We start from the raw sequence: 25,204 nt of genomic DNA on the forward strand, positions 1-25,204 counted from the left end.
CTTTTTCCTATGAGAGATAGACACTCGGGTCGTCTGTTATCACACCGGTCAAGCCGACAGGCCAAAAAGATGCGAGGAGCTTGGGGTCATTGCAGGTCCATGCCCGCACCTTGATCCCCTGGTGCGCCGCCTCCTCAAGGAAACCGATGCTGAGAGACTTGTAACCAAGATGGATCGTTCTTGCGGGAATTGATTGGAGAACATCACTCCAGTCATCCGGCAGTCTACTCCACAACATAGCGAGCTCGTAACTGGGATCGATTTCGTGCATGCGCCTGAGCGCCGCCGCGTCGAAGCTCGATATCATGATCTTGGTCTGCGGCGCGCGCGCCTTCAGATGCTCGTCAACGGTCTTTACCAGCTGGTCGAGAGATTTGTGATGCGGATGCTGCTTGATCTCGACGTTGGCGTTCAATCCCAGCTCTCCCAATGCGGACAGGACCTCGGCAAGGGTCGGCAAGGGTTCGCTCTTGAAACGGGGGGCGAACCACGCGCCGGCGTCGATCTCCCGCAGGTCGGATGCAGTGAGATCGCCGAGCCTGCCGGTCGATGAGGAGCAACGGTCGACGGACACGTCGTGGATGACGACTGCGGTCCCATCGCCAAGGAGCGCGACGTCCAGTTCGACCCATTCGGCGCCCCGGTCCGCAGCCGCCCGAAACGCGGCAATCGTGTTTTCGGGCGCGACAGCGGATGCGCCTCGATGTGCTTGAACCTCACTGCGGCCGGGTCCGGATCGCGGCTCTGACTTTGGCATGTCTTTCTCTTTTTCCTCACTTTTCGACGCTGCAGATGTCGGACAGCTCTATCCGGCCGTTTCAGTCCGTACGTCGTCCAGTTTTGCTGTTGAATGGATGCATCTGATCAATCCGCGCGAAGATCTCGATCTTTGCAGTCTCGGCGAAGTCCGGCCGGCCCTGAACCGTCAGGACGACCGTCTGTTGGCCTTCCCCCAGTCTTACATGCAAGTGGCTTTCGCCGCCGATCGGCTCGAGCAATTCGACGATGGCGTTCAGACGAACGGAAGGCTCGCTGGGCTTTGCGATGAGAAGAGCATCCGGCCTGAGACCGACGATGTCCGTCCCGTCAGGCAAGGCTAGGACGTTCCTGGCATCGGCCGTACCCAGCACCTCGATCGGCACGAGGTTCATCGGCGGAGAGCCGATGAAGCCGGCAACGAACAAACTTGCCGGACGGTCGTAGACTTCAACGGGCGTTCCCACTTGTTCGACCAGTCCGCCATTCATGACGACAAGCCGGTCGGCAAGCGTCATCGCTTCGAGCTGATCATGGGTGACGTAGATGCTGGTGGTCCTCAGGCGGCGTTGCAGCCGGCGTATTTCGACGCGCATCTGCACGCGCAGCTTGGCATCAAGATTGGACAGAGGCTCGTCGAAAAGAAACGCCGCCGGTTCGCGCACGATGGCCCGTCCCATCGCGACGCGCTGGCGCTGTCCTCCCGACAATTCGCGCGGCTTGCGATCCAGCATCGGCCCAATTTCGAGAATGTCGGCCGCTTCCTTGACGCGGCGATCGATTTCCGCCCGCGGCGTGCCGCGGTTCTTCAGGCCATATTCAAGATTTCCGCGCACCGTCATATGTGGATAAAGCGCATAATTCTGGAAGACCATGGCGATATCGCGCTCGGCCGGCTCCGCCTTGTTGACGTTACGGCCGCCGATTTCGACTTGGCCGCCGGTGATCGATTCCAATCCGGCGATCATGCGCAGCAAGGTTGACTTGCCGCAGCCGGAAGGGCCGACGAGCACGATGAATTCACCGTCTTCGACCGTCAGGTTGATGCCTTTGACAGCAGGAATCGAACCATAGTTTTTCTTGACGTCGACGATATTGATCGGGGCCATTTCATTTCTCCGTTTCGACCAGGCCTTTGACGAAAAGGCGTTGCATGGCGACGATGACGAGGACGGGCGGCAAGGCGGCCAGGATGACCGCTGCCATGACAAGATTCCAGCGCGGCTCGGCATCCGCGACCGCGGCCATGCGCTGAATGCCCATGACGACGGTGTAGAGGCTCTGGTCGGTCGTGACGATGAGCGGCCACAGGTACTGATTCCAGCCGAGCACGAACAGGATTATGAACAAGGCTGCGATGTTGGTCACCGACAAGGGCAGCAGGATATCGCGGAAGAATTTCATCGGCCCCGCCCCGTCGACACGCGCAGCCTCCATCAGCTCGTCGGGCACGGTGAGGAAAAACTGACGAAACAGGAAGGTGGCCGTCGCCGATGCAATCAACGGAATGATGAGTCCGCCATAATTGTTCAGCATTCCCAGGTCGGCGACCACCTTGTAGGTCGGCACGATGCGCACCTCGACCGGCAGCATCAGGGTGATGAAGATCATCCAGAAGGCGAGCGTGCGAAAGGGAAATCGGAAATAGACGATGGCGAAGGCGGAAAGGATGGAAATGGCAATCTTACCGACCGCGACACCGACGGCCATGATCAACGAGTTGAACAGCATCGGTCCGATCGGCGGTGCGCCGGAACTCGTCATACCCGAAGACAGCATGGTCGAATAATTCTCAATGAGGTGCGGTCCCGGCTTCAGCGGCACGACACCGGACAAAAAGTCGTTGGGGCCATGGCTCGAGGCGATGAAGGCGATATAGACCGGGAAGATCACGATCGTGACGCCGAGGATAAGGACGAGGTGAGCCAGAAAATTCAGGAAAGGACGATTTTCAACCACCTTTGACGCTCCTCAATATTGCACACGGCGTTCGACGAAGCGGAACTGGACCGCGGTCAGAGCAACAACGATGATCATCAGTATGACCGACTGCGCTGCCGAGGAGCCCAGGTTGAGGCCGATGAAACCGTCGAAATAAACCTTGTAGACGAGGATTTCCGTGGCGCGCGCCGGTCCGCCCTGCGTCGTCGCATGAACGATGCCGAAAGTGTCGAACATGGCGTAAACGATGTTGATGACGACCAGATAGAAGGTTGTCGGCGAGATCAGCGGAAAGACGATCGTCCAGAAGCGCTTCACCGGCCCGGCGCCATCGATGGCGCCGGCTTCCTGGAGCGAGCGCGGCACGCTTTGCAGCGCGGCCAGGAAAAACAGAAAATTGTAGGAAATTTGCTTCCAGGTGGCGGCGATCACGATCAGGACCATCGCGTTGTCCGGATTGATCAGATGGTTCCAGCTGATCCCCATGCTGCGAAGCATATAGGCGACGATGCCGATCGAGGGATTGAACATGAACCACCAGAGTATGCCGGCGATCGCAGGCGCAACGGCGTAAGGCCAGATCAGCAAGGTCGAATAGATGCGGGACGTCCGCAGCACACGCATGGCCGCGGCGGCCAGAGTGAGCGCAATCGTCGTCGACAGAACCGTCACCGAGACGGCGAAAACCAGGGTGTGACCAAAGGCGTCCATATAGAGCGGATCGGCAAACAGCCGGCGATAATTCTGGAACCAGACGAAGTTCGTTTTGAAACCGAACGCATCCTGGCGAAGGAACGATTGCCAGAAGGCGGTTGCGGCCGGCCAGAGAAAGAAGACGACGGTTATCAGAAGCTGGGGAGCAATAAGCAGATAAGGCAAAACCTTATTGGGAAAGACGGTTCGTTTCGTTTGCATGGGCCCTCACAGAATGACGGAGAGGCAGGGGCCGGTTTGGCCGGCCCCTGCCCCGAGCCCTTAATTGGCAGATTCGAAATCGCGAAGCTGTTCGTTGCCGCGTGCGACGACGGAATCAACCGCTTCCTTGGCGGTCTTCTTGCCGCCGAGCAATGCCGCGAATTCGTCATCGATGATGCCGCGGACCTGGACGTAATTGCCGAAGCGGATGCCCTTGGAATTTTCGGTCGGCGTCACCCGCGTCAGCTGCTTGATGCCAACATCTGCACCGGGGTTCTTTTCGTAATATCCCTGCTCCTGGCTCAGCTTGTAGGCAGCCTCGGTGATCGGCAGATACCCCGAGAACTGATGCCAGTCGGCCTGAACTTCCGGCTTCTGCAGATAGGTATAGAATTTTGCCACACCCTTATATTCTTCTTCCGGACGCCCCCTCAGCGTCCAGAGTGTGGCGCCGCCGATGATCGAGTTGAGCGGCTGCTTGATGACGTCGTCATAATAGGGAAGCGGCGCAAAACCGACCTTGAAGGCTTTGGCATTGTTGATGACGCCCGCCCGGCCGGCGGACGAGTTCATGTACATCGCGCATTCCTGCGAATAGAACATCGGAGGCGCGTTATCTCCGCCGACCGGCCCGCCGAACTTGAAGAGCCCTTCGTCCTGCCACTTCTTCAGGTTCCCCCAATGGCGGATCGTCAGATCATTGTTGAAGGTGAACTCCGCATCCAGGCCGCCGAACCCGTTGGCCTTGGTGGAATAAGGCTTGTCGTGCAGGGCGTTGAGATTTTCCGTCTGAATCCAGGAGATCCAGGCGCTGGTGAAGCCGCATTTGGCGGCGCCCGACTTGATGATCGTGCGCGAAAAGGCCTCCACCTCGGCCCATGTCTTTGGCGGCGTCTCCGGATCAAGCCCGGCTTTCTTGAAGACATCCTTATTGTAATACATGATCGGCGTCGACGAATTGAAGGGCAGCGACAACACGTTGCCGCTGGTGTCGGAGTAGTAGCCGACAACCGGCGCGATGAACTTGTTCTGGTCCCAGGGTTCGCCTTGGTCCTTCATCAACTGATACACCGGATAGACCGCGCCCTGTGCTGCCATCATGGTGCCGGTGCCGACTTCATAGACCTGCACGATGGCCGGCTGTTGCTTGGCGCGGAACGCAGCGATAGCGCCCGTCAGCGTCTCGTCGTAGGTGCCCTTGTAAACCGGCACGATTTCATAATCGGACTGAGATGCGTTGAAGCCCTTGGCGATTTGCTCCAGCTTCGCGCCGTTCTCGCCGCCCATCGCGTGCCACCACTGGATTTTCGTGGCGGCCATCGCCGGAACGGACAAGGACAGGCTGGTCAATCCTGCGGACAGGAAAAAAGCGATCTTGTTCATAATCTCTCCCACTTCTCTCGGTCCGCAGCCTCCCGCTCCAGACGCGCGGATGGTAGCAGCCGAGTTTCACTTTGCAACAACGGAATGTTCACATGAACATTTGAAGCGCTCGTAAACCGAAGGCCGCACGGGCCTCCTGCTTCCAAAGCATGATTGGCTGGCACGGATTTCGCCGTCAGCCACTCGGATGCTCGATACAGTGTTCAAATGAACGTCTTGTGTCAGTTGGCGCCGAAATATCATTTTTTGCGGGAACCCAGACTTTGCCGCAGCACCGTTCCATCTTCGACGTGAAGCTCAGCGAAAGAAGGCCGCACATGGCTGCGCAGGCGCGCAAGCTGCTCGATACCCCGCGAGTATCGTTTCATCGACCTGTTTTCGCACGACGAAATGGAATGCTGATGCTTGTTTCTTCCAAATGAACTAAACTCGTGCGCTAGCTTTCTCTAGCTGACATTCATCGGATCATCATCATGAATATCAGGCAGATGACCGAGATCGCCGAGCAGTGGCTAACGACATTCATTCTGAACGAATGGACGTTCTTTCAGCTTGCGATCATCGTGGCGGGCTTGGGTTTTGCGTCCTTACTTGCGTCACGCACAGAGCCTGCGATGGAGGCAAAGGCGCGCCTGATCAAGGGTAATCCAGACCTCCTTCGGGTCATCATTGCTCCTATGCGCCGGATGATGTGGCTTTTCCTTGTAGGTTGGTTATGGCTCGCCAACGTTGTGCTGAGCAAGAGCGCGTGGCCCTCACAACGCTGGCTTGTGTCAACGGCTCTGACGCTGGCAGCGGCATGGTTCGTCATCTCCGTTCTGACCAAAATCATCCGCAACCCAACCCTGTCACGCGCCGTCGCGATCGGCAGTTGGAGCTACATCGCTCTTTATGCAGTCGGTCTTGACGGCCCAGTTCTATCTGCTCTTGACGGTCTCGCGATTAATTTAGGCGCGGTGAGACTCTCGCTTCTGCTTGTGCTCAAAGCCCTCGTGCTGGCGATCGCCCTGATCTGGCTGGCCGTCCTCATTGGCAATATGCTTTCCCACTGGGTTCAGCGGTCGGCCGACTTGTCGCCTTCCATCAAGGTGTTGATCAGCAAATGCATCAAGATCAGCCTGATCATAATCGCTGGAGCCATCGCTTTGTCGGCGACCGGGGTCGACCTGACGGCCCTGACCATTTTCTCAGGCGCAGTCGGCGTCGGAATAGGCTTCGGCCTTCAAAAAGTCGTATCGAACTTCATATCCGGCATAATCATCTTGATCGACAAGTCGATAAAGCCGGGTGACACGATCACCCTTGGCGACACGTTCGGGTCGATCCGCGACCTGCGATCGCGGTTTGTTTCCGTCATCACCCGCGATGGCAAGGAGTACCTCATTCCAAATGAGGACTTCATATCGCAGCAGGTCGTCAACTGGTCGTTCTCCAGTGATTATGTGCGGATCGACGTTGACTTCGGGACGTCCTATAATAGTGATCCTCATCAAGTCGTTAAGATCGCCATTGCGACAGCATCGACCGTGCCCCGGGTCGCTACCGAATACAAGCCACCCGTCTGCTGGCTGACCGCCTTTGGCGCTTCGTCGCTCGACTTCCGGCTTCGCTTCTGGATCTCGGATCCAGCGAACGGGCTGACGAATGTTCGTGGGCAAGTCCTGATGGCGCTGTGGGACGCCTTCAAGAAAGCTGGCATCTCTATCCCATTTCCGCATCATGAAATCATCATGAAAAGCCCTATAGAGATCAAACAACAGGACTGATTTGCCAAGCCCGTCGATCCGCCGAGCGGATGCCGTTTTCGAACACGCTGCTGGAAGGCGACATCGATCTGTGCCGAACAGGAGCCGGCCTTGAAGAACAGGACGGCAGCGCCCGGACTGCTCACCGCCTCCCACCAGCCGATGCGGATCTTTCCACGGCCGCCGCCGGAGCCTTGTCGGAGCGGCTGATAGCGGCGAACATCTCGCCTCCCGCTATCCGAGGAGACGACGCGGTTCCTCCTGCGGTCGGTCGGCGTTCTCCGTCACGTCGGGTTTGCGTGCACACAGGTATTCGCCAACATGTTCGCGACCCATGGGTTTGCCGAACAAATAGCCCTGCAGCGTGGTGCAGCCCATTTCCAGCAAACACATCGCCTGCCGATGGCTCTCTACGCCTTCCGCCGTGACCTTCATATCGAGCTTCCGCGCCAGATTGAGCACCAGTTCGACGATTGCGAGGCTCGATTCATCCACGAGCATGGTGTCGATAAAGCTCTTGTCGATCTTGATGATGTCGACCGGCAGACTTCGCAGATGCGTCAGCGATGCATAACCTGTCCCGAAGTCATCAAGCGCCACTGTCAGGCCCTTCTTGCGCAAACGTTGCAGGGTTGTTGCAACGGTATCTTCCAAGCCCTGCAGGAAGACCGTTTCCGTCACCTCCAGCACGAGCTTATCCAGCGGGATGCCTCTCGACGCAAAGGCGGCAACGATCCGGGTTTCCAAGTCGCCCCTCATGAAATCGGAGGCGCTTATATTGAGACCCACCCGCCCGAATTCCAGCCCGCGGTCGATCCAGCTTCGAATGTCGGTCGCGACCTGCTCGAGCATGCGGGTCGTAATGTGGTGGGCAACGCTTGGATCTGTGAACGCCTCGTGAAATTGCGCCGCCGACACGATTGAACCATCCGAATGCTGCATTCGCACCAGCGCTTCAAACGCCCATACCCGACCGTCGGCACAACCGACGATCGGCTGATAGTGCGGCACCATCCGATAATCGGTAAGAGCCGACTCCACCTCCCGGATGATCTGAATGCGTCGCGCTATCCTCGAACGCAGGCTGGGCTCGTAGTGGACATAGCTGCCGCGCCGCGTTTCTTTGGCATGATAGAGGGCGAAATCCGCGTTTTGCGAAAGCGTTGCGGCATCCATCCTGCCCTCCGAAATCGCTCCACCCACAGTTATCGTCGGATTTATCGTCGACCCCCCAACATCCAGAGGGCGACCGATATATTCGATCAGGTGGCGGGCGAGCGAACCCATGCGGCGTACGCTTGCGGGCGCGTCCAGAATAACGGAGAACTCATCGCCGCCCAGGCGAAAGACCCTTCCTCGCTTTCCCAAGCGTTCATCCAGACGTGAGGCCACGCCTTTCAGCAGCAGGTCACCTGTCGCATGGCCAAGGATATCGTTCACTTGCTTGAGGCGATCGACGTCGATCAGCAGCAAACCGATGGAAGGAGCGTCGGCCGCTGTGAGCCGCTCCATATGAGCGTTGTAGGCTGCCCGGTTGCCAAGTCCGGTCAGCGGATCGGCGTTTGCCGCCTGGAGCAGACGTTGCTCGTACCGCACTTTTTCGGAAACATCCTGAACGATGCCAAACAGACGACTGGGCTTGTCGCTCAAGCGCTCGATATCGCTGACCACGCGAACCCAGCGCTCCTCCCCCTCTGGCGTCATGATGCGATATTCCCTGTCGATGCCGGCCGCAGAACCATCGAGGACATCGCGTATCCTGCGTCTGACGCTCTCGCGCTCTTCGGGAGCATAGCAGCCGATCACCTCCTCCGAGGTCATTCGTTTGCCGACCGGCAATCCAACGGTGCGGTAAATCTGGTCGGACCAAATGATCGTGCCGGTCTCGAGATCCATCTCGAAGCCGCCGACCTTGGCGGAGCGTTCAGTCTGCTCGAAGCGGGCCTGCTTCAATTCAAGTTCACGTTGCTGCTCTCTCAGCAGGCTTTGCTGACGATGTTCCCTGATGAGGCCGACGACGACGCTTGCCAAACTGCGAAGCTGTCCGAGATCCCGATCGCCGAAGCGGCGGTTCTTGGTGTCGAGGACGCAGAAACTGCCGTAGCAGGTCTCCCCTTCCGAAAGCGGCACTCCCGCATAGAACCGGACCGAACGCTCTCTGACGAAGACGTTTCCGGAAAAGCGAGAATCCTTGTCGGCGTTTTTAACGACGAGCGGTGACTTCGTTTGTACGATGTGGCTGCAGAAGGAATGCTCGCGAGGCGTCTCTTTCAAAAAGAGACCGTGCTCGGCCTTGAACCACTGCCGATCCCCGTCGACGAACGAAACCAACGCCATCGGCATGTCGAACACGCTGCAAGCCAGCCGCACGATTGCATCGAACTCTTCCGTCGGCGGCGTATCGAGAATACTGGCCTGGTGAAGGAGATTCAATCTCTCATCTTCTGAAAGGGACATGCGACCTTGGGCTCCTCGCAGCACTTGATGACGCGGAGTGAAACCCTTCATGGGTCATGGAAGCGGAAGAACTAACCGCTGACGATCTGTAGAATGGCACAATCTGGTTGCCAAATATTGAAGCGGCCCACATATAGTTTGATCGTAAGACATCCTGCCGAACGGGATATTCTCGCCTGGCCGCAAGATACTGAATATCTGAGTGACATGCCATCTCCGATCGGTCGATGGCCCAGCGACCTTCAAAAAACATAGGCCACGCGGTTCGCATCCGTGTAACGCGCTTAGCCAACTTCGCCTTTACGAGCGCGTAAGACGGCTGAGCCTTTAACGCCTCCGTCTTTTTCTTTGTAATTTCCGACATACATTAAATATTATGTACGTTTCGCCGATTGGCACGCGGGGATTGAGGTGTTGGCGATGGCAACCGCCAATCTTCACTTTGTTGTTTTTGCTGCTTTCAGCTTGGGGATTCGGCGTACCGTCGGCGTCTGACCGGGCGTCTGTCGTCCTCAAGGTGAATGGCGCCATTGGGCCTGCTATAGCTGACTACGTGGTACGAGGCATTCAGCGTGCTGGCGAACGTGCAGCGGTCTTGATCGTCCTGCAAATGGATACACCAGGCGGCCTTGACACCTCCATGCGGGAAATCATCCGCGCGATCCTTGCCTCGCCGGTGCCTGTCGCGAGTTTCGTCGCGCCAAGCGGGGCACGGGCTGCCAGCGCCGGCACCTATATTCTCTACGCAAGCCACATTGCGGTAATGGCCCCTGGGACCAATTTGGGTGCGGCGACACCAATCGCGCTCAGCGTAAAGCCTTTCGGCGGTGATGAGGAACCGGAAAAGAAGCCGAGCGAACCTAGTGGCAAGCAGCCGGAAGCTTCAGGCAATGCCCACGAAGCAAAAGCCGTTAACGACGCAGTCGCTTACATTCGTGGGCTTGCGGAATTGCGCAATCGCAACGCCGACTGGGCAGAGCGTGCTGTCCGCGAAGCTGCAAGCCTTTCATCCACAGCGGCAGTGCGCGAACATGCCATCGATTTCACGGCAACTGATGTCAACGATCTCCTTGCAAAGGCGCAGGGCCGCATGGTGCGGGTCGGTCAAACGGAGGTCCGGCTCGATACCGCCGGTTTGGCCGTGCAGGAATTCGAGCCTGACTGGCGCACGCGCCTGCTTTCCGTCATTACCGATCCGAACATCGCAATCATCCTGATGATGGTTGGTATCTATGGCCTGATCTTCGAATTTCTCGCACCTGGGACAATGCTTCCTGGAACGATCGGCGGCATCTGTCTCCTCCTTGGTCTCTATGCCCTGGCATTGCTGCCGGTAAGTTTTGCCGCCGTTGGGCTTATTTTACTCGGCGTGGGATTGACTGTGGCTGAGGCGCATTCGCCAAGCTTCGGCGCTCTGGGCATCGGCGGCGGGGTAGCCATGATCCTGGGAGCAACCATCCTGTTTGATGCCGATATACCCGGGCTGCAAGTATCGCGCCCCCTACTGGGCGCAATTGCATTTGCGACTCTTGCCTTTAGCCTTGTCGTTGCTCGCGTGGCATTCACCTCGCGATTGCGCCGGGTAGCCACCGGTGCAGAGGAGATGATTGGCATTTCCGGCAAAGTTGAGAGTTGGACGGGGCTCACGGGGTACGTCATCGCGCATGGCGAACGCTGGAAGGCCGTTTCCGCCGAACCCCTTGTTGCTGGTGACCCTGTCAGGGTGACGGGCCGCAACGGGCTGGCGCTCGAGGTCGCCAGCCGTCCTAAGAACACCTAGCGGCATTCAAGGACGCAGGAGGAGAAGTCATGGATATGTTTGCAGATCTTGCCTTCTACTTGGTGGCCATAGTCATTGCCGTCGCCATCCTCGCATCCGCGGTTAAGATCCTGAGGGAATATGAACGCGGCGTCGTGTTCACACTTGGCCGCTTTACCGGAGTCAAGGGACCCGGCTTGATTCTGCTCATTCCCTATGTCCAGCAGATGATCCGGGTCGACTTGCGCACGCGCGTACTCGATGTCCCTAGCCAGGACGTCATCTCACATGACAATGTCTCGGTTCGTGTCAGCGCGGTGATCTACTTCAGGGTCATTGACCCCGAGAAATCGACAATACAGGTCGAGGATTTCATGATGGCAACAAGCCAGCTTGCTCAGACGACTTTGCGCTCCGTGCTCGGCAAGCACGACCTCGATGAAATGCTGGCAGAACGCGACAGGCTCAACTCCGATATTCAGGAAATCCTCGACTCTCAGACGGACGCTTGGGGAATTAAAGTAGCCACTGTCGAGATCAAACATGTGGATATCAACGAGTCGATGATACGGGCGATCGCTCGCCAAGCGGAAGCCGAACGCGAACGCCGCGCAAAGGTCATCAATGCCGAGGGCGAACAGCAAGCTGCAGCGAAGCTACTGGAAGCGGCGGAAATTCTGGCCAAACAGCCGGAGGCGATGCAACTTCGTTACTTGAGCACTTTGAACGTCATCGCCAGCGAGAAGACTTCGACGATTTTATTCCCCTTCCCGATGGAATTGGGCAATCTAATTGCCATTAAGCCGAAGAGATCGAACGGCACTGGCGTTGATGTTTGATCCGGCTTCTGTGTCGCCCTCGGGCCAAAATGAGGCCACGCCCCAGAGAAATGATATGAATGTTGAATCAGCTTCGACTCGCCTCGTCACCTCACAATCGATTCATCGATCACAGGATCTGCTCTAGCGCATGGGAGGCGATTACGTGTTTGCCTCTCGGAGGGGCTGATCGCGGCGAACACCTCGTCCCCTGCTATCCGAGGAGACGACGCGGTTCCTCCAGCGGTCGGTCGGCGTTCTCTTAACAGGCTTTGCTGACGATATTCCCGGGGCCTATTGCCGCCATGCAACTGTGCTTGTTCATTCGCTCAGCCAGGCCTAAGCAGGATCGCTGGCCCAGTCTTCGTGTCCATGGCGTATTCGGATCACGAATATAGCTCCGTGCTCCTCGATCCGGTAGACAATGAGATGGGCTTTGAACGGATGAACTCTAACTGGCGGCGAAATCTCCTCTCGCTCACGCGCCATTCGCGGATTGGCCGCAATCAGATCAAGCACGGTAAACAACTCGTCATGATACTGCCTAGCCTGTGCGGCTCCGAACATGCGCACTCCTTGTTCGGCGATCGCAATGATGTCCTCTTCCGCTTCGACTGAAAGGTCAAAGCGCATTATCTACCGCCGCGCGTTGTTTCTGCACGTGCCACTGCCGCGGCAAAGAGTTCGTCCTTCGAGCGGCTGCCAATACCGCTTTTAAAACCGTCATCAACGAAACGCTGCATGGCGGCAACCTTGTCACTGCGAATTTGGTCCCTCCGGATCAGGTCGCGCACATAGTCACTCGCATTGGAATATCGCCCGCTCTTTGCTTGTGCCTCAACCCAATCTTTCATCGGGTCCGGAAGAGATACGTTCATCGTAGCCATTCGAGCCTCCATGGTGCGAGTAGGTTAGCTGGACTTGGCAAAGTTTGTCAATCGGCTCCACGAACGGCGATCTGTGTCATATCCGGGGATTGCCGCCTACGCGATGACGAAGTCAGCGCTTCAGGGGTAGTCGGCCTGTCGATCAACGTCCGTGTGACGCTGATCCTCGTACGACAGGTCGAGCTCTTGCCCTTGTGGGCAAAGCTTTTCGGCATCGGCACGGCCTTATTCCGGTCTCAGTTGATGGGATCCGAACCGGCAGACGTCAATGCGTGATCCGGGTCCAGTCGGCTCAGATGTGCAAAGCGTTTCCCAACGCTTTCAGCGCCGCTTCCATGAGCGCTTCGCTGCGGGTCGGATGGACGTGAATGGTGCCGGCGATGTCTTCCAGGCGTGCTCCCATCTCGATCGCTAGCGCAAAAGCTGCCGAAAGCTCGGAGACTCCGGCTCCCACCGCCTGCAAGCCGAGAACCAGATTGGTGTCGGCACGGGCGACGACGCGCACGAAACCTTCCTCAGAGACCATCGTCATCGCCCGCCCGTTGGCGCTGAACGGAAACTGGGCGGTGCGGATCTCATATCCTTGCGCGCGCGCCTCCGCCGGCGTCAGGCCGGCGCTGACGATCTCAGGATCGGTAAAGCAGATGGCGGGAATGCATCTTTTGTCCCAGCCCCGCTTCTTGCCCGCAACGATTTCTGCCACCATCTCCCCTTGCGCCATCGCCCGATGCGCCAGCATCGGTTCGCCGGTCACGTCGCCGATCGCATAGATGCCGCGCATCGAGGTGCGGCATTGATCGTCGATCCTCAGATATGGACCGGCGCGGTCGAGATCCAACTCCTCGAGACCGGACCCTGCCGTTCGCGGGCGGCGGCCGACAGTGACAAGGATGCGATCCGCCGGCAGTGTCTCATGCCGGCCATCCGACGTTTCAACGGTCAATGACTCGCCATTATCGGCAAGACCCATCGCCTTCGCACCCGTCAGCACCCGGATGCCGCTCTCGGTCAGCTTGCGCATCACGGGACGCACCAATTCCGCATCATAGAGCGGCAGCACCTGGGGAGTCGCCTCGACGACGCTCACCTCCGAGCCCATCTTCGAAAAGGCCATCCCGAGTTCCAGCCCGATATAACCGCCGCCGACCACGACGATCGTTTTCGGTAGTTCCGTCAGCGACAGCGCCTCGGTCGAGGAAATGACGCGGCCGCCGAAGGGCAGGTTGGCAAGCTCCACCGGATCGGAACCGGTGGCGATCACCACGGTCTCGGCGCGGATGACCTGCTGACCGGTTTCGGTCTCCACCTCCACCGTCTTGCCGTCACGGAAGTGCGCGCGGCCATGGACGATTTTCACCCGCGCCTTCTGCAACAGACCTGAAACACCTCCCGTCAGCCGGCCGACAATGCCGTCTTTCCAGGCGATCGTCCTTGCGAGATCGATCGAGGCGCCTTCGACGCGGATGCCCATCGGGTTCTTGCCTGCCAGCATTTTTTGCGTGGCGTCGAATTCCTCGGCCGCATGGATCAACGCCTTGGAAGGAATGCAGCCGACCGTCAGACAGGTGCCGCCCGGCTTGCCGGCTTCGACGATGACGGTATCGATGCCGAGCTGTCCGGCGCGGATGGCGCAGACATAGCCGCCCGGGCCGGCGCCGATGACGAGGAGCTTGCAGACCATTTCTTTCATGTGCTCAGCCTTCGATGAAAATGAGCGCCGGCGTTTCAAGGAGCGTGCGGATACGCTGGACAAAGGTCGCCGCATCCCAGCCGTCGATGATGCGATGATCGAAACTCGAAGAGAGGTTCATGATCTTGCGCGGCACGAATTGCGTGCCGTCCCAGACCGGGCGTGTGGCGATCTTGTTGACGCCGATGATCGCCACCTCGGGATGGTTGATGACAGGCGTCGAAACGATGCCGCCGAGCGCACCGAGCGAGCTGATGGTGATGGTGGAGCCGGAAAGCTCGTCGCGCGTCGCCGTGCCCGAACGCGCCGCATCCGCCAGCCGGCTCATTTCGGCGGCGCAATCCCAGAGGCCGCGCGCTTCCGCATGCCGCACGACAGGCACGGTCAGGCCGGCCGGCGTCTGCGTGGCGATGCCGATATGGACGGCGCTATGGCGCGTGATGATGCCGGCATCGTCGTCGAAGGTGGCGTTGACCTCCGGCTGCCCGGCAATGGCCTTGACCAGCGCCCGCATCAGAAAGGGCAGGACCGTCAGCTTCGGATGGCCCTCCCTGCGGTCGCCGTTCATGGTGGCGCGCAGCTCCTCCAGCGCCGTCATGTCCACTTCCTCCACATAGGTGATGTGGGGAATGCGCGAGGTGGAAAGCACCATTTTTTCGGCGATGCGCCGCCGCAGTCCGGTGAGCTTGATCTCCTCCGTCGCTGTCTTCTTGACGGATCCACCCTTTAGGAGGGCCGGAGCGGCGCCTTGCATCAGGAATTGCTCGACATCTTCGCGCAGGATACGTCCGGCCGGCCCGCTCCCCTGCACCTGCCTGAGATCGACGCCGCTTTCCCTGGCAAAGAGCCGAACGGAAGGGGCAGCAAGCGGTTTTTCGACGGGCGGGCAGGCAGTAGACGGGATTGCGGAGACCGGCGCTGCCGGGGCAGGCCTCGTGATTTCCGCTGTGACGACTTCGGCGGTCGGCGCCTGCGAAATCCGCATCGGCTGGGCCTCGCCGGCACCTTCCGCCGTTTCGATCCGCACCAGCGGCGCCTTGACCGCGATGCGGTCTCCGATATCGCCGGCGAGCCAGATGACCGTGCCATCGACGGGAGAGGGAATTTCCACTGTGGCCTTGTCGGTCATCACGGCGGCGATCACCATGTCCTCGCGGACGGGATCTCCCGGCTTCACATGCCATTCCACAAGTTCGGCCTCGGCGACCCCTTCCCCGACATCGGGCATCTTGATGATGAATTCGCCCATGGCTCAGGCCTCCATGACTTCGGCAAGCGCCCGCCCGACCCGGCCGGGACCGGGGAAATAGTCCCATTCCTGCGCATGCGGATAGGGCGTATCCCAGCCCGCGACGCGCACGACAGGCGCTTCGAGATGATAGAAGCAATGTTCCTGCACCAGCGCCACGACCTCGGCGCCGAAGCCCGACGTCAAGGTCGCCTCATGAACCACGACGCAGCGGCCCGTCTTCGAAACTGATTTGACGATCGTATCGAGATCGAGCGGCAGCAGGCTTCTCAAATCGATCACTTCGGCGTCGATGCCGGCATCCTCGGCCGCGGCCAGCGCCACATGCACCATCGTGCCATAGGCAACGACTGTTACCGCCGATCCCGTGCGCCGCACCTCGGCCTTGCCGATCGGGATCGTATAATGGCCATCGGGCACCTCGCCGAGAGCGTGTTTCGACCAGGGTGTGACCGGCCGCTCGTGGTGGCCGTCGAAGGGGCCGTTATAGAGCCGCTTCGGTTCGAGGAACATCACCGGATCCGGATCCTCAATCGCCGCGATCAGCAGGCCTTTGGCGTCATAGGGATTGGACGGCACGATCACCTTCAACCCGCAGACATGGGTGAAGAGCGCTTCCGGGCTCTGACTGTGCGTCTGGCCGCCGAAGATGCCGCCGCCAGTCGGCATGCGCACGACGATCGGGCAGGTGAAATCGCCGTTGGAACGGTAGCGGATACGCGCCGCCTCCTGCGTCAGCTGGTCATAGGCGGGATACATGTAATCGGCGAACTGGATCTCGACGCAGGGTTTGAGCCCGTAGGCCGCCATGCCGATTGCCGTGCCGACGATGCCGGATTCGCTGATCGGCGTATCGAAGCAGCGCGTCCTGCCGTATTTTGCCTGCAGGCCCTGGGTGCAGCGGAAGACGCCGCCGAAATAGCCGACATCCTCGCCGAAGACCACGACATTGTCATCCTTCGCCATCGACACGTCCATGGCGCTGCGCACGGCCTCGATCATCGTCATCCTGGCCATGTCAGTATCCTGCCTTCTGCCGCTGGCGGCGGATATGCGCCGGCATCTCGGCATAGACGCCCTCGAAAATGTCGCGCACCGAAGGTCTGCCGCCGGCATGCAGCGTGCCATGCGCCTCGGCCTGGCGCTGCGCCTCGATCACCTCATCGGCGATTTCGGCTTCCGCCTGCACATGCCGTGCCTCCGACCATACGCCCTTGCCGATCAGATGTTTCTTCAGCCGCAGCACGGGATCGCCGAGCGGCCAGGCCTCCGATTCCGTCTTCGGCCGATAGGCGCTCGGATCGTCGGAGGTCGAATGCGCGCCGACGCGGTAGGTGACATGTTCGATCAGCGTCGGCCCGAGATTGCGCCGGGCGCGTTCAGCTGCCCAGCGGGCGACGGCATGGACGGCGAGATAATCATTGCCGTCGACCCTGAGCGCCGGAATGCCGAAGCCGAGGCCTCGGGCGGCAAAGGTGCCGGAGCCGCCGCGAGCAATTCCCTGAAAAGTGGAGATCGCCCACTGATTGTTGACGATGTTGAGGATCACAGGGGCCTTGTAGGTCGAGGCGAAGACGAGCGCCGAATGGAAGTCCGATTCCGCCGTCGATCCGTCGCCGATCCAGGCCGCGGCAATGCGGCTGTCGTTCTTGATCGCCGAAGCCATCGCCCAGCCGACGGCCTGCACATATTGGGTGGCGAGATTGCCCGAAATGGTGAAGAAGCCATGCTCCTTGGAAGAATACATGATCGGCAGCTGCCGGCCGTGCAGCGGATCACTCTCGTTAGAGTAGATCTGGTTCATCATCTCGACCATCGGATAGTCGTCGGCGATCAAGAGGCCCGCCTGGCGATAGGTCGGGAAATTCATGTCGCCCTTAGCAAGCGCCTTGCGGAAGGCGCAGCTGACGGCCTCTTCGCCGAGATGCTGCATGTAGAAGGAGGTCTTGCCCTGGCGCTGCGCCATCAGCATGCGGGCATCGAAGGCGCGCAGCTTCATCATGTTACGAAGCCCGGTCAGCAGTTCCTCATCGGTGAGCGATCCGGCCCAGGGACCGACCGCCTCGCCGTCACGGTTCAAGACACGGATGATCGAATAGGCGAGATCGCGGATATCCTCGGACGCGACATCGACCTCCGGCCGCGGCACGGAACCGGCCTTGGCGATCTTGACGTTGGAAAAGTCGGGCTGGCCGCCCGGGCGGACGGCGGGTTCGGGGACGTGCAGGCTCAAATGAGCGGAATCCACCATGTTTTTGCGTTCCTCCCTTTGCCGACCCCGCCTCCCTCCCGGAAGCGGGCCGGATGTCATTCCTAAAGATTGCGGGCGATCACCATGCGCTGCACGTCGCTCGTTCCCTCGTAGATCTGGCAGATGCGCACATCGCGGTAGATGCGCTCGACCGGATAATCGGCCATGTAGCCGTAGCCGCCGTGGATCTGGATCGCATCGGAGCAGACGCGCTCGGCCATCTCAGAGGCGAAGAGCTTCGCCATCGAGGCTTCCGACAGGCAGGGCAACTCCGCCTCCCGAAGAGACGCGGCGTGAAAGACGAGCTGGCGCGCCGCCTCGATCTGCATCGCCATGTCGGAAAGGCGAAAGGCGACGGCCTGATGTTCGAAAATCGGCTTGCCGAAAGCCGTGCGCTCCTTGGCGTAATCACGCGCCGCCTCGAAGGCCGCCCGTGCCATGCCGACCGCCTGCGCGGCAATGCCGATCCGCCCCCCCTCGAGATTGGCGAGCGCGATGCGATAGCCTTCGCCTTCCCCACCCAGCCTCAGATCCACGGGAATGCGCATCGTGTTGAAGGCGATCTGACAGGTGTCGGTGGAATGCAGTCCGAGCTTTTCCTCGACGCGGATCACCTCATAGCCGGGTGTGTCCGTCGGCACGATAAAGGCGGTGATGCCCTTCTTGCCGGCATCGGGATCGGTGACGGCAAAGACGATGATGACATTGCCGTTTTTTCCCGAGGTGATGAACTGCTTGGCACCGTCGATCACATAGTGGTCGCCGTCACGCCGGGCCCTTGTCTTCAGGTTCGAGGCATCGGATCCGGCCTGCGGCTCGGTGAGGGCGAAGCCGCCAATCCATTCGCCGGTCGCAAGCTTCGGCAGGAAACGCTGCCGCTGCTCCTCGGTGCCGAATTTCAGGATCGGCACGCAGCCGACGGAGCTGTGCACGCTCATAATCGTCGAACAGGGTCCATCGCCGGCGGCAATCTCCTCGAGTGCCGCGGCATAGGCGACAACACCCGTGTCCGAGCCGCCATAGGCCTCCGGCACCAGCATGCCGAGCAGTCCTAGTTCGCCCATCTCCTTCAGTTCCTCGCGCGGGAAAAGATGTTCCCGGTCGCGTTTGGCGGCTCCCGGCGCCAACCGGTCGCGGGCAAAGTCGCGGGCGAGATCTGTGATCTGCTGCTGAAGGTCGGAAAGGATCATGTCGCTCCTCCTTCCCGCTAATGCCGCTCGATGGCGACGGCCGTCGCCTCGCCGCCGCCGATGCAAAGCGCCGCCATGCCGCGCTTCAGATCGTAGCGCTCCAATGCTGAAAGCAGCGTCACCAGGATGCGGGCGCCTGATGCGCCGATCGGATGGCCGAGCGCGCAGGCGCCGCCATGCACATTGACCTTTTCATGCGGCAGGTCGAGATCGCGCATCGCCGCCATGGCGACGACGGCAAAAGCCTCGTTGATTTCGAAGAGGTCGACGTCCGAAAGCGCCAGGCCGGTCCGATCTGAGAGCTTCTGCAACGCGCCGATCGGCGCGGTGGCGAAAAGATTGGGCGCCTGCGAATGGGTGGCATGACCGAGGATGGTGGCGAGCGGCGTCAGGCCGCGATGCTCTGCCTCGGAGCGGCGCATGAGCACGAGCGCTGCCGCGCCGTCGGAAATCGAACTTGAATTGGCGGCCGTCACCGTGCCATCCTCTCGGAAGGCGGGCTTCAGCATCGGGATTTTGTCGAGCTTCGCCCGACCCGGCTGCTCGTCGCGGCTCGCCCGCTGCTCTGATTTGCCCGACTTGACCGTCACCGGCACGATCTCGCTTTCAAACCAGCCTTCCGCGATCGCCTTCTGCGCCCGCGTCAGGGAGGCGATGGCGTAATTATCCTGCGCTTCGCGCGTGAACTGATAGGCTTGGGCGCAGTCCTCCGCGAAGCTGCCCATCAAGCGCCCCTTGTCATACGCATCCTCCAGCCCGTCGAGGAACATGTGGTCCACGACACGCCCATGGCCGAGCCTGTAGCCGCCGCGGGCCTTGTCAAGGAGATAGGGCGCGTTCGTCATGCTTTCCATGCCGCCGGCGACTGCCACAGAAGCACTGCCGGCGGTGATGAGGTCATGAGCCGTCATGACCGCCTTCATGCCCGAGCCGCACATCTTGTTGACGGTGCTTGCCCCCGTCGCGAAAGGCAGGCCGGCGCCGATCGCCGCCTGGCGCGCCGGCGCCTGGCCTTGGCCTGCAGGCAGCACGCAGCCGAAAACGACTTCTTCAACCGCCTCGGCCGAGACATGGCTACGCTCCATTGCCGCGCGGATCGCCGTGGCTCCGAGTTCCGGCGCTGTCGCCTCCTTCAGCTCTCCCTGGAAACTGCCGATCGGCGTGCGCGCCGCGCCGACGATGACGATAGGGTCCTGCAGTGCCATGTTTCCTCCCTGGGGCAAACGCTCAGCGCGCGCCCATCCGCAATGCGCCGTCGAGGCGGATGACCTCGCCGTTCAGCATGGTGTTTTCAAAGATATGGCGCACCAGCGCAGCAAATTCCGCCGGCCGGCCGAGCCGCGGTGGAAAGGGCACGCTCTGGCCGAGTGCCGCCTGAACCTCGGCCGGCATACCGGCCATCATCGGCGTCTCGAAAATGCCGGGCGCGATCGACACGACGCGGATGCCGTGACGGGCGAGCTCGCGGGCGATCGGCAAGGTCATCGCCGCCACCCCGCCCTTGGAGGCGGCATAGGCCGCCTGGCCGATCTGACCGTCAAAGGCGGCAACCGAGGCCGTATTGACGATCACGCCGCGCTCGCCTTCGGCATCCGGCTCCCCGGTCTGAATCGCAGCGGCGGCAAGCCGGATCATGTTGAACGTGCCGATGAGATTGATGCCGACGGTGCGCGCGAAACTCTCCAGCCGGTGTGGCCCGTCGCGGCCGATCACCTTTTCGGCCGGCGCCACGCCCGCGCAGTTCACCAGCCCGCGCAAACCGCCAAAGGCTTCGGCCGCCGCGGCAACCACAGCTGCTCCAGCCTCGCCATCGGTCACATCCGCCTTGACGTAGCGGGCATCGATGCCAAATTCCCGCGTGATCGCCTCGCCCAGGTCAACGTTGAGATCGGCGATCGTCACGCGCCCGCCGGCCTCGACGAGCATGCGCGCCGTCGCCGCTCCGAGCCCGGAGCCGCCGCCGGTGACGATGAAACTTGCCCCACGGATCAGCATGAATCTGTTCCTCCCTGTCGGCTGCGTCCTCCTCCGAGCGCCACCGACGGTCACGATTCTATTCGTTCCACCTATTGCAAGCGATGACAGAACTGCTCCATTATTTCGGCCAGTTTTGCCATAGCGGGGTTGAGATGGCCGAGATCGAGCGACGCATGATTGCACCGGGCTTCGTCGAAGAGGCGCTGGACAGCCTGCGGCGGCTCGGCAAGCCGACGGCGCCGATCCTTGCGCGGGTCGGCCTGCCGCCGATCGTCGATCAGCCGGTGTCTGCCGAAACTTATGGCGCCCTCTGGCTGATGATCGCCGCCGAACTCGACGACGAATTCTTCGGCATGGGCGGCCGACCGATGCGCAGCGGCAGCTTCACGCTGCTCTGCCATTGTGTGCTGCATGCGCCGACGCTCGGTCAGGCGCTGCGTCGGGCGCTACGTTTTCTCGATGTCGTGCTCGACGACCCTAGAGGCCGGCTCGTCATCCGCGACGGCTTGGCCGAGATTGAGCTCAGGGATGTGGGCGGCCCGCGATCGGCCTTCGCCTATCGCACCTACTGGATCATCCTGCACGGCATCATATGCTGGCTGGTCGGCCGCCGCATCCCCATCCGGCTTGTCGACTTCCGCTGCGCCGAACCGAAACAGGGCGCCGACTACCGGTTGTTCTTCGGCGCTCCGGTGCGCTTCTCGCAACCGATCAGCCGTCTCGGCTTCGACAGCACCCTGCTCGACCTGCCGATTTCCCGTAGCGAACAGGCGTTGAAACAGTTCCTGCGCGGCGCGCCCGCCAATATTCTGGTGCGCTACCGCTACGACGCGGGCATCGCCGCCGCCGTCCGTCGGCGATTGAGCCAGGCAACGCCGGCGACGTGGCGCAGCTTCGCCGAACTCGCCGCCGACATGCGCATGCCGCCCTCGACGCTGCGCCACCGCCTGCACGACGAAGGACAAAGCTATGCCGCCATCAAGGACGACATCCGCCGGGATCTCGCCGTCGAACTGCTGCTGAATACCTCGAAAACGATCGGCGAGATCGCCGTACAGCTCGGCTATTCCGAACCCAGCGCCTTTTTTCGCGCATTTCGCAAATGGATGGGCAAGAGCCCTGAGACTTTTCGACGGGAGGAAGCGGGGGAATAGCGCAGTGGGTAATAAGCCGAGACCTGCATCTAGACCCAGTCGCTATTTGGCGCTGGCGGTTCCACACCCTCCCTCATGCCTGTGCTTGTCACAGGCATCCAGCGCGCCCAAGTCCTTGGGCGCAAGAGACTTTCTTCGAGCGAGCAACGAGCCATTCTCCGCGCGGACGCGCGATGGTTGGATGCCGGTGACAAGCACAGGCATGAGGGAGGCATGGGGTGCCTCTTTGAACCTGCCGCAACCCGCGCTACATATTTCAGCGGGAGGAGTGCCATGTTTGATTTCTCGCTCGGCGAAACCGCGGACGCGATCCGCGAAACGACGGCGCGATTTGCCGCCGATCATATTGCTCCGCTCGCCGCGGAGATTGACGAAAGCAACACGTTTCCACGCCAGCTCTGGCCGCAGATGGGCGCACTCGGCCTGCATGGGATCACCGTCGAGGAAGAGTTCGGCGGCGCCGGTTTCGGCTATCTCGAGCACGTCGTCGCCATGGAGGAGGTCTCGCGCGCCTCGGCTTCCGTGGGCTTGAGCTACGGTGCTCATTCCAATCTCTGCGTCAACCAGATCCGCCGCTGGGCCTCAACGGAGCAGAAACGCCGCCATCTGCCGAAGCTGATCTCGGGCGACCATGTCGGCTCGCTTGCCATGTCCGAGGCCGGCTCCGGTTCCGATGTCGTCTCCATGGGGTTGCGAGCCGAGAAAAGAGGCGACCGCTATATTCTCAACGGCACGAAGTTCTGGATCACCAATGCCCCGCATGCCGACGTACTCGTCGTCTATGCCAAGACCGATCCGGCCGCCGGCCCGAAGGGCATTTCCGCCTTCATCATCGAAAAGGGCCTGACCGGCTTCAGCGTCTCCAAGAAGCTCTCGAAACTGGGCATGCGCGGCAGCGACACGGCCGAACTGGTCTTTCAGGATTGCGAGGTGCCAGCCGATGCGCTGATGGGCCGGGAGGGAGAAGGCGTGAAAATCCTGATGTCCGGCCTCGATTACGAACGCGCCGTGCTCGCCGCCGGCCCGCTCGGGATCATGCAGGCCTGCCTCGATGTCGTGCTGCCCTATGTGCGCGAGCGCAAGCAGTTCGGCAAGGCGATCGGCGATTTCCAGCTGATGCAGGGCAAGATCGCCGACATGTATGTCGCGCTGAATTCGGCGCGCGCCTATGTCTATTCCGTGGCCCGCGCCTGCGATGCCGGCCGGGCAACGCGCACCGATGCGGCCGCCGCGATCCTTTTTGCCAGCGAAAATGCCGTGAAAGTCTCACTGGAAGCGATCCAGGCGCTCGGCGGCGCCGGCTATACCAAGGAATGGCCGGTCGAGCGTTTCCTGCGCGACGCCAAGCTCTACGATATTGGCGCCGGCACCAACGAGATCCGCCGCTATCTGATCGGGCGGGAGCTCATCGCATCATGACGGTGATTTCGACTGCGATCGATCGCGACAGCGAAAGCTTCAAAGCCAATACCGCCAAGAATAAAGCCCTCGTCGACGAACTCTACGCGCATTCGGCGAGAGCGCGCGAGGGCGGATCGCAGACGGCGCGCGCGCGCCATACCGGCAAGGGCAAGCTCCTGCCGCGCGACCGCATCCAGCTCCTGCTCGATGCCGGCAGCCCTTTCCTGGAGATCGGCACGCTGGCAGCCAACGGCATGTATGGCGACGAGGCGCCGGGCGCCGGCATCATATCGGGCGTCGGCCGCGTTTGCGGCCGCGAGGCGATGATCGTCGCCAATGACGCGACGGTGAAGGGTGGCGCCTATTTCCCGATGACGGTGAAGAAACATCTTAGGGCGCAGGAGATCGCCCTGCAGAACCGGCTGCCCTGCCTCTATCTGGTCGATAGCGGCGGCGCCAATCTTCCGCATCAGGCCGAGGTCTTTCCCGACCGCGACCATTTCGGCGCCATCTTCTACAATCAGGCGCAGATGTCGGCCGAAGGCATTCCGCAGATCGCCTGCGTGATGGGAAGCTGCACGGCCGGCGGCGCCTATGTCCCCGCCATGTCTGATGAAACCGTCATCGTGCGCAATCAGGGCACGATCTTCCTCGCGGGTCCCCCGCTGGTCAAAGCCGCGACCGGCGAAATCATCTCGGCCGAAGAACTCGGCGGCGCCGAAACCCATGGCCGCCGCTCCGGCGTCGTCGATCATGTTGCCGAGAATGACGAACATGCGCTGCTTCTGGTGCGAGACATCGTCGCCAGCCTCAACAGCGTCAAATCGGTCGATATCGACATCCAGCCTCCGCGGCCGCCGAAACTCGATTTCCAGGATCTTCTTGGCCTCATTCCCGATGACGTGCGCTCGCCCTATGATGTGCGCGAGGTGATCGGACGGATCGTCGACGGCTCGGAACTGCACGAGTTCAAGCCGCTCTACGGCTCCACGCTCGTATGCGGCTTCGCCCGCATCTGGGGCATGCCGGTCGCCGTCATCGCCAATAACGGCGTGCTCTTTTCCGAAAGCGCGCTGAAGGGTGCGCATTTCATCCAGCTCGCCTGCCAGCGCCGCGTGCCGCTGCTGTTCCTGCAGAATATTTCCGGTTTCATGGTCGGCGGCCGCTATGAGGCCGGCGGCATCGCCAAGGACGGGGCAAAGCTGGTGACGGCGGTTGCGACGGCGACCGTGCCTAAGGTCACCGTCATCATCGGCGGCAGTTTCGGCGCCGGCAATTACGGCATGTGCGGCCGCGCCTATCGCCCCCGTTTTCTCTTCACCTGGCCGAACAGCCGCATCAGCGTCATGGGCGGCGAACAGGCGGCTTCCGTGCTCGCCACCATCCGCCGCGACGCACTGGAGGCGCGCGGAGAGAATTGGTCTGTCGAAGAAGAGGAGGCTTTCAAGGCGCCGATCCGCGCCGGCTACGAGGCGGAGGGCAATCCCTATTATGCCACTGCCCGCCTCTGGGACGACGGCATCATCGATCCCGGCCAGACGCGGGACGTGCTCGGCCTTGCCTTTTCCGCCTGCCTGAACGCGCCGATCCCAAAAGGGCCGCGCTTCGGACTGTTTCGGATGTGAGGCGGC

At 60.9% G+C, this 25,204-nt stretch carries 21 protein-coding genes and 1 pseudogene; 7 read left to right on the forward strand and 15 right to left on the reverse strand.

Annotated elements, in window-relative coordinates:
* Positions 1–7: 7 nt before the first annotated feature.
* The 5 genes from HJC04_RS22570 to ugpB all read right to left on the reverse strand — a co-directional run bounded on the left by HJC04_RS22570 (position 8) and on the right by ugpB (position 4,995).
* Positions 8–757, reverse strand: coding sequence for a glycerophosphoryl diester phosphodiesterase (locus HJC04_RS22570; RefSeq protein WP_210633316.1), 750 nt, complete (start codon positions 755–757; stop codon positions 8–10).
* A 61-nt stretch (positions 758–818) separates the two neighbouring features.
* Complete coding sequence (ugpC, locus tag HJC04_RS22575) at positions 819–1,865, reverse strand: sn-glycerol-3-phosphate ABC transporter ATP-binding protein UgpC (RefSeq protein WP_210633314.1); 1,047 nt, start codon at positions 1,863–1,865, stop codon at positions 819–821.
* Between the two features lies 1 nt (position 1,866).
* Positions 1,867–2,715 carry a sn-glycerol-3-phosphate ABC transporter permease UgpE gene (ugpE, locus tag HJC04_RS22580; RefSeq protein ID WP_210633312.1) on the reverse strand — a complete coding sequence of 283 codons (849 nt, stop codon included), beginning with the start codon at positions 2,713–2,715 and terminating at the stop codon, positions 1,867–1,869.
* A 12-nt stretch (positions 2,716–2,727) separates the two neighbouring features.
* Complete coding sequence (gene ugpA / locus HJC04_RS22585; RefSeq protein ID WP_221147178.1) at positions 2,728–3,612, reverse strand: sn-glycerol-3-phosphate ABC transporter permease UgpA; 885 nt, start codon at positions 3,610–3,612, stop codon at positions 2,728–2,730.
* A 60-nt stretch (positions 3,613–3,672) separates the two neighbouring features.
* Positions 3,673–4,995, reverse strand: coding sequence for a sn-glycerol-3-phosphate ABC transporter substrate-binding protein UgpB (gene ugpB, locus HJC04_RS22590; RefSeq protein WP_210633309.1), 1,323 nt, complete (start codon positions 4,993–4,995; stop codon positions 3,673–3,675).
* Between the two features lie 473 nt (positions 4,996–5,468).
* Here ugpB and HJC04_RS22595 point away from each other — a divergent pair, with 473 nt between their 5' ends.
* On the forward strand, positions 5,469–6,761 hold the full coding sequence (locus tag HJC04_RS22595) for a mechanosensitive ion channel family protein (RefSeq protein ID WP_221147179.1): 1,293 nt from the start codon (positions 5,469–5,471) through the stop codon (positions 6,759–6,761).
* Positions 6,762–6,770: 9 nt separating this feature from the next.
* Positions 6,771–6,896, forward strand: a pseudogene (locus tag HJC04_RS31900) (dipeptide/oligopeptide/nickel ABC transporter ATP-binding protein); the annotation flags it as partial.
* A 78-nt stretch (positions 6,897–6,974) separates the two neighbouring features.
* Here the strand turns inward: HJC04_RS31900 and HJC04_RS22600 are convergent.
* Positions 6,975–9,197, reverse strand: a complete 2,223-nt coding sequence (locus tag HJC04_RS22600; protein ID WP_221147180.1) for an EAL domain-containing protein — start codon at positions 9,195–9,197, stop codon at positions 6,975–6,977.
* Positions 9,198–9,573: 376 nt separating this feature from the next.
* Between HJC04_RS22600 and HJC04_RS22605 the strand changes: the two genes are divergently transcribed.
* The gene (locus HJC04_RS22605; RefSeq protein WP_221147181.1) at positions 9,574–10,977 is read left to right on the forward strand and encodes a nodulation protein NfeD; all 1,404 of its coding nucleotides are present in this window, start codon (positions 9,574–9,576) and stop codon (positions 10,975–10,977) included.
* A gap of 29 nt (positions 10,978–11,006) precedes the next feature.
* A complete protein-coding gene (locus HJC04_RS22610) occupies positions 11,007–11,795 on the forward strand; it encodes a slipin family protein (RefSeq protein ID WP_210633304.1) in 789 nt (262 codons plus the stop codon).
* 318 nt (positions 11,796–12,113) lie between these two features.
* Here the strand turns inward: HJC04_RS22610 and HJC04_RS22615 are convergent, their stop codons facing one another.
* The 9 genes from HJC04_RS22615 to HJC04_RS22655 all read right to left on the reverse strand — a co-directional run bounded on the left by HJC04_RS22615 (position 12,114) and on the right by HJC04_RS22655 (position 21,036).
* The gene (locus HJC04_RS22615) at positions 12,114–12,407 is read right to left on the reverse strand and encodes a type II toxin-antitoxin system RelE/ParE family toxin (RefSeq protein WP_210633303.1); all 294 of its coding nucleotides are present in this window, start codon (positions 12,405–12,407) and stop codon (positions 12,114–12,116) included.
* Positions 12,407–12,661 (reverse strand): type II toxin-antitoxin system ParD family antitoxin, encoded by a 255-nt coding sequence (locus tag HJC04_RS22620; protein WP_221147182.1) that lies wholly within the window; start codon positions 12,659–12,661, stop codon positions 12,407–12,409. The genes HJC04_RS22615 and HJC04_RS22620 overlap by 1 nt, the downstream gene beginning before the upstream one ends.
* Positions 12,662–12,953: 292 nt before the next feature.
* On the reverse strand, positions 12,954–14,351 hold the full coding sequence (gene lpdA, locus HJC04_RS22625) for a dihydrolipoyl dehydrogenase (RefSeq protein ID WP_221147183.1): 1,398 nt from the start codon (positions 14,349–14,351) through the stop codon (positions 12,954–12,956).
* A gap of 4 nt (positions 14,352–14,355) precedes the next feature.
* Positions 14,356–15,600 (reverse strand): dihydrolipoamide acetyltransferase family protein, encoded by a 1,245-nt coding sequence (locus HJC04_RS22630; protein ID WP_221147184.1) that lies wholly within the window; start codon positions 15,598–15,600, stop codon positions 14,356–14,358.
* Between the two features lie 3 nt (positions 15,601–15,603).
* A complete protein-coding gene (locus HJC04_RS22635) occupies positions 15,604–16,617 on the reverse strand; it encodes an alpha-ketoacid dehydrogenase subunit beta (protein ID WP_210633291.1) in 1,014 nt (337 codons plus the stop codon).
* A gap of 1 nt (position 16,618) precedes the next feature.
* Positions 16,619–17,851 carry a 3-methyl-2-oxobutanoate dehydrogenase (2-methylpropanoyl-transferring) subunit alpha gene (locus HJC04_RS22640; RefSeq protein WP_210633289.1) on the reverse strand — a complete coding sequence of 411 codons (1,233 nt, stop codon included), beginning with the start codon at positions 17,849–17,851 and terminating at the stop codon, positions 16,619–16,621.
* 62 nt (positions 17,852–17,913) lie between these two features.
* The gene (locus tag HJC04_RS22645) at positions 17,914–19,041 is read right to left on the reverse strand and encodes an acyl-CoA dehydrogenase family protein (RefSeq protein WP_221147185.1); all 1,128 of its coding nucleotides are present in this window, start codon (positions 19,039–19,041) and stop codon (positions 17,914–17,916) included.
* A 17-nt stretch (positions 19,042–19,058) separates the two neighbouring features.
* Entirely contained in the window at positions 19,059–20,246 is a 1,188-nt protein-coding gene (locus tag HJC04_RS22650; RefSeq protein ID WP_221147186.1) for an acetyl-CoA C-acyltransferase, read from the reverse strand.
* Between the two features lie 22 nt (positions 20,247–20,268).
* Positions 20,269–21,036 (reverse strand): 3-hydroxyacyl-CoA dehydrogenase, encoded by a 768-nt coding sequence (locus tag HJC04_RS22655; RefSeq protein ID WP_210633285.1) that lies wholly within the window; start codon positions 21,034–21,036, stop codon positions 20,269–20,271.
* Between the two features lie 83 nt (positions 21,037–21,119).
* Between HJC04_RS22655 and HJC04_RS22660 the strand changes: the two genes are divergently transcribed.
* From HJC04_RS22660 to HJC04_RS22670, 3 genes are all read left to right on the forward strand, one after another.
* Positions 21,120–22,172, forward strand: a complete 1,053-nt coding sequence (locus tag HJC04_RS22660) for an AraC family transcriptional regulator (RefSeq protein ID WP_210633284.1) — start codon at positions 21,120–21,122, stop codon at positions 22,170–22,172.
* A 273-nt stretch (positions 22,173–22,445) separates the two neighbouring features.
* Positions 22,446–23,591 (forward strand): isovaleryl-CoA dehydrogenase, encoded by a 1,146-nt coding sequence (locus tag HJC04_RS22665; protein ID WP_210633282.1) that lies wholly within the window; start codon positions 22,446–22,448, stop codon positions 23,589–23,591.
* A complete protein-coding gene (locus HJC04_RS22670) occupies positions 23,588–25,198 on the forward strand; it encodes a carboxyl transferase domain-containing protein (protein WP_221147187.1) in 1,611 nt (536 codons plus the stop codon). The genes HJC04_RS22665 and HJC04_RS22670 overlap by 4 nt, the downstream gene beginning before the upstream one ends.
* The last annotated feature ends 6 nt before the right edge of the window (positions 25,199–25,204 follow it).

The sequence above is a fragment of the Rhizobium sp. NLR8a genome (assembly GCF_019685235.1).
In the GTDB taxonomy this organism is placed as follows: domain Bacteria; phylum Pseudomonadota; class Alphaproteobacteria; order Rhizobiales; family Rhizobiaceae; genus Rhizobium.

Bases quoted from the DNA above. Each gene is read 5' to 3' on its own strand.
- HJC04_RS22665 (WP_210633282.1), top strand. From the start codon at position 22,446: ATGTTTGATTTCTCGCTCGGCGAAACCGCGGACGCGATCCGCGAAACG.
- HJC04_RS22660 (WP_210633284.1), top strand. From the start codon at position 21,120: ATGACAGAACTGCTCCATTATTTCGGCCAGTTTTGCCATAGCGGGGTT.
- HJC04_RS22655 (WP_210633285.1), bottom strand. From the start codon at position 21,036: ATGCTGATCCGTGGGGCAAGTTTCATCGTCACCGGCGGCGGCTCCGGG.
- HJC04_RS22570 (WP_210633316.1), bottom strand. From the start codon at position 757: ATGCCAAAGTCAGAGCCGCGATCCGGACCCGGCCGCAGTGAGGTTCAA.
- HJC04_RS22615 (WP_210633303.1), bottom strand. From the start codon at position 12,407: ATGCGCTTTGACCTTTCAGTCGAAGCGGAAGAGGACATCATTGCGATC.
- HJC04_RS22595 (WP_221147179.1), top strand. From the start codon at position 5,469: ATGAATATCAGGCAGATGACCGAGATCGCCGAGCAGTGGCTAACGACA.
- ugpC (WP_210633314.1), bottom strand. From the start codon at position 1,865: ATGGCCCCGATCAATATCGTCGACGTCAAGAAAAACTATGGTTCGATT.
- HJC04_RS22620 (WP_221147182.1), bottom strand. From the start codon at position 12,661: ATGGCTACGATGAACGTATCTCTTCCGGACCCGATGAAAGATTGGGTT.
- HJC04_RS22630 (WP_221147184.1), bottom strand. From the start codon at position 15,600: ATGGGCGAATTCATCATCAAGATGCCCGATGTCGGGGAAGGGGTCGCC.
- HJC04_RS22610 (WP_210633304.1), top strand. From the start codon at position 11,007: ATGGATATGTTTGCAGATCTTGCCTTCTACTTGGTGGCCATAGTCATT.
- lpdA (WP_221147183.1), bottom strand. From the start codon at position 14,351: ATGAAAGAAATGGTCTGCAAGCTCCTCGTCATCGGCGCCGGCCCGGGC.
- HJC04_RS22670 (WP_221147187.1), top strand. From the start codon at position 23,588: ATGACGGTGATTTCGACTGCGATCGATCGCGACAGCGAAAGCTTCAAA.
- HJC04_RS22640 (WP_210633289.1), bottom strand. From the start codon at position 17,851: ATGGTGGATTCCGCTCATTTGAGCCTGCACGTCCCCGAACCCGCCGTC.
- HJC04_RS22635 (WP_210633291.1), bottom strand. From the start codon at position 16,617: ATGGCCAGGATGACGATGATCGAGGCCGTGCGCAGCGCCATGGACGTG.
- ugpB (WP_210633309.1), bottom strand. From the start codon at position 4,995: ATGAACAAGATCGCTTTTTTCCTGTCCGCAGGATTGACCAGCCTGTCC.
- ugpA (WP_221147178.1), bottom strand. From the start codon at position 3,612: ATGCAAACGAAACGAACCGTCTTTCCCAATAAGGTTTTGCCTTATCTG.
- HJC04_RS22645 (WP_221147185.1), bottom strand. From the start codon at position 19,041: ATGATCCTTTCCGACCTTCAGCAGCAGATCACAGATCTCGCCCGCGAC.
- HJC04_RS22600 (WP_221147180.1), bottom strand. From the start codon at position 9,197: ATGTCCCTTTCAGAAGATGAGAGATTGAATCTCCTTCACCAGGCCAGT.
- HJC04_RS22650 (WP_221147186.1), bottom strand. From the start codon at position 20,246: ATGGCACTGCAGGACCCTATCGTCATCGTCGGCGCGGCGCGCACGCCG.
- HJC04_RS22605 (WP_221147181.1), top strand. From the start codon at position 9,574: ATGTACGTTTCGCCGATTGGCACGCGGGGATTGAGGTGTTGGCGATGG.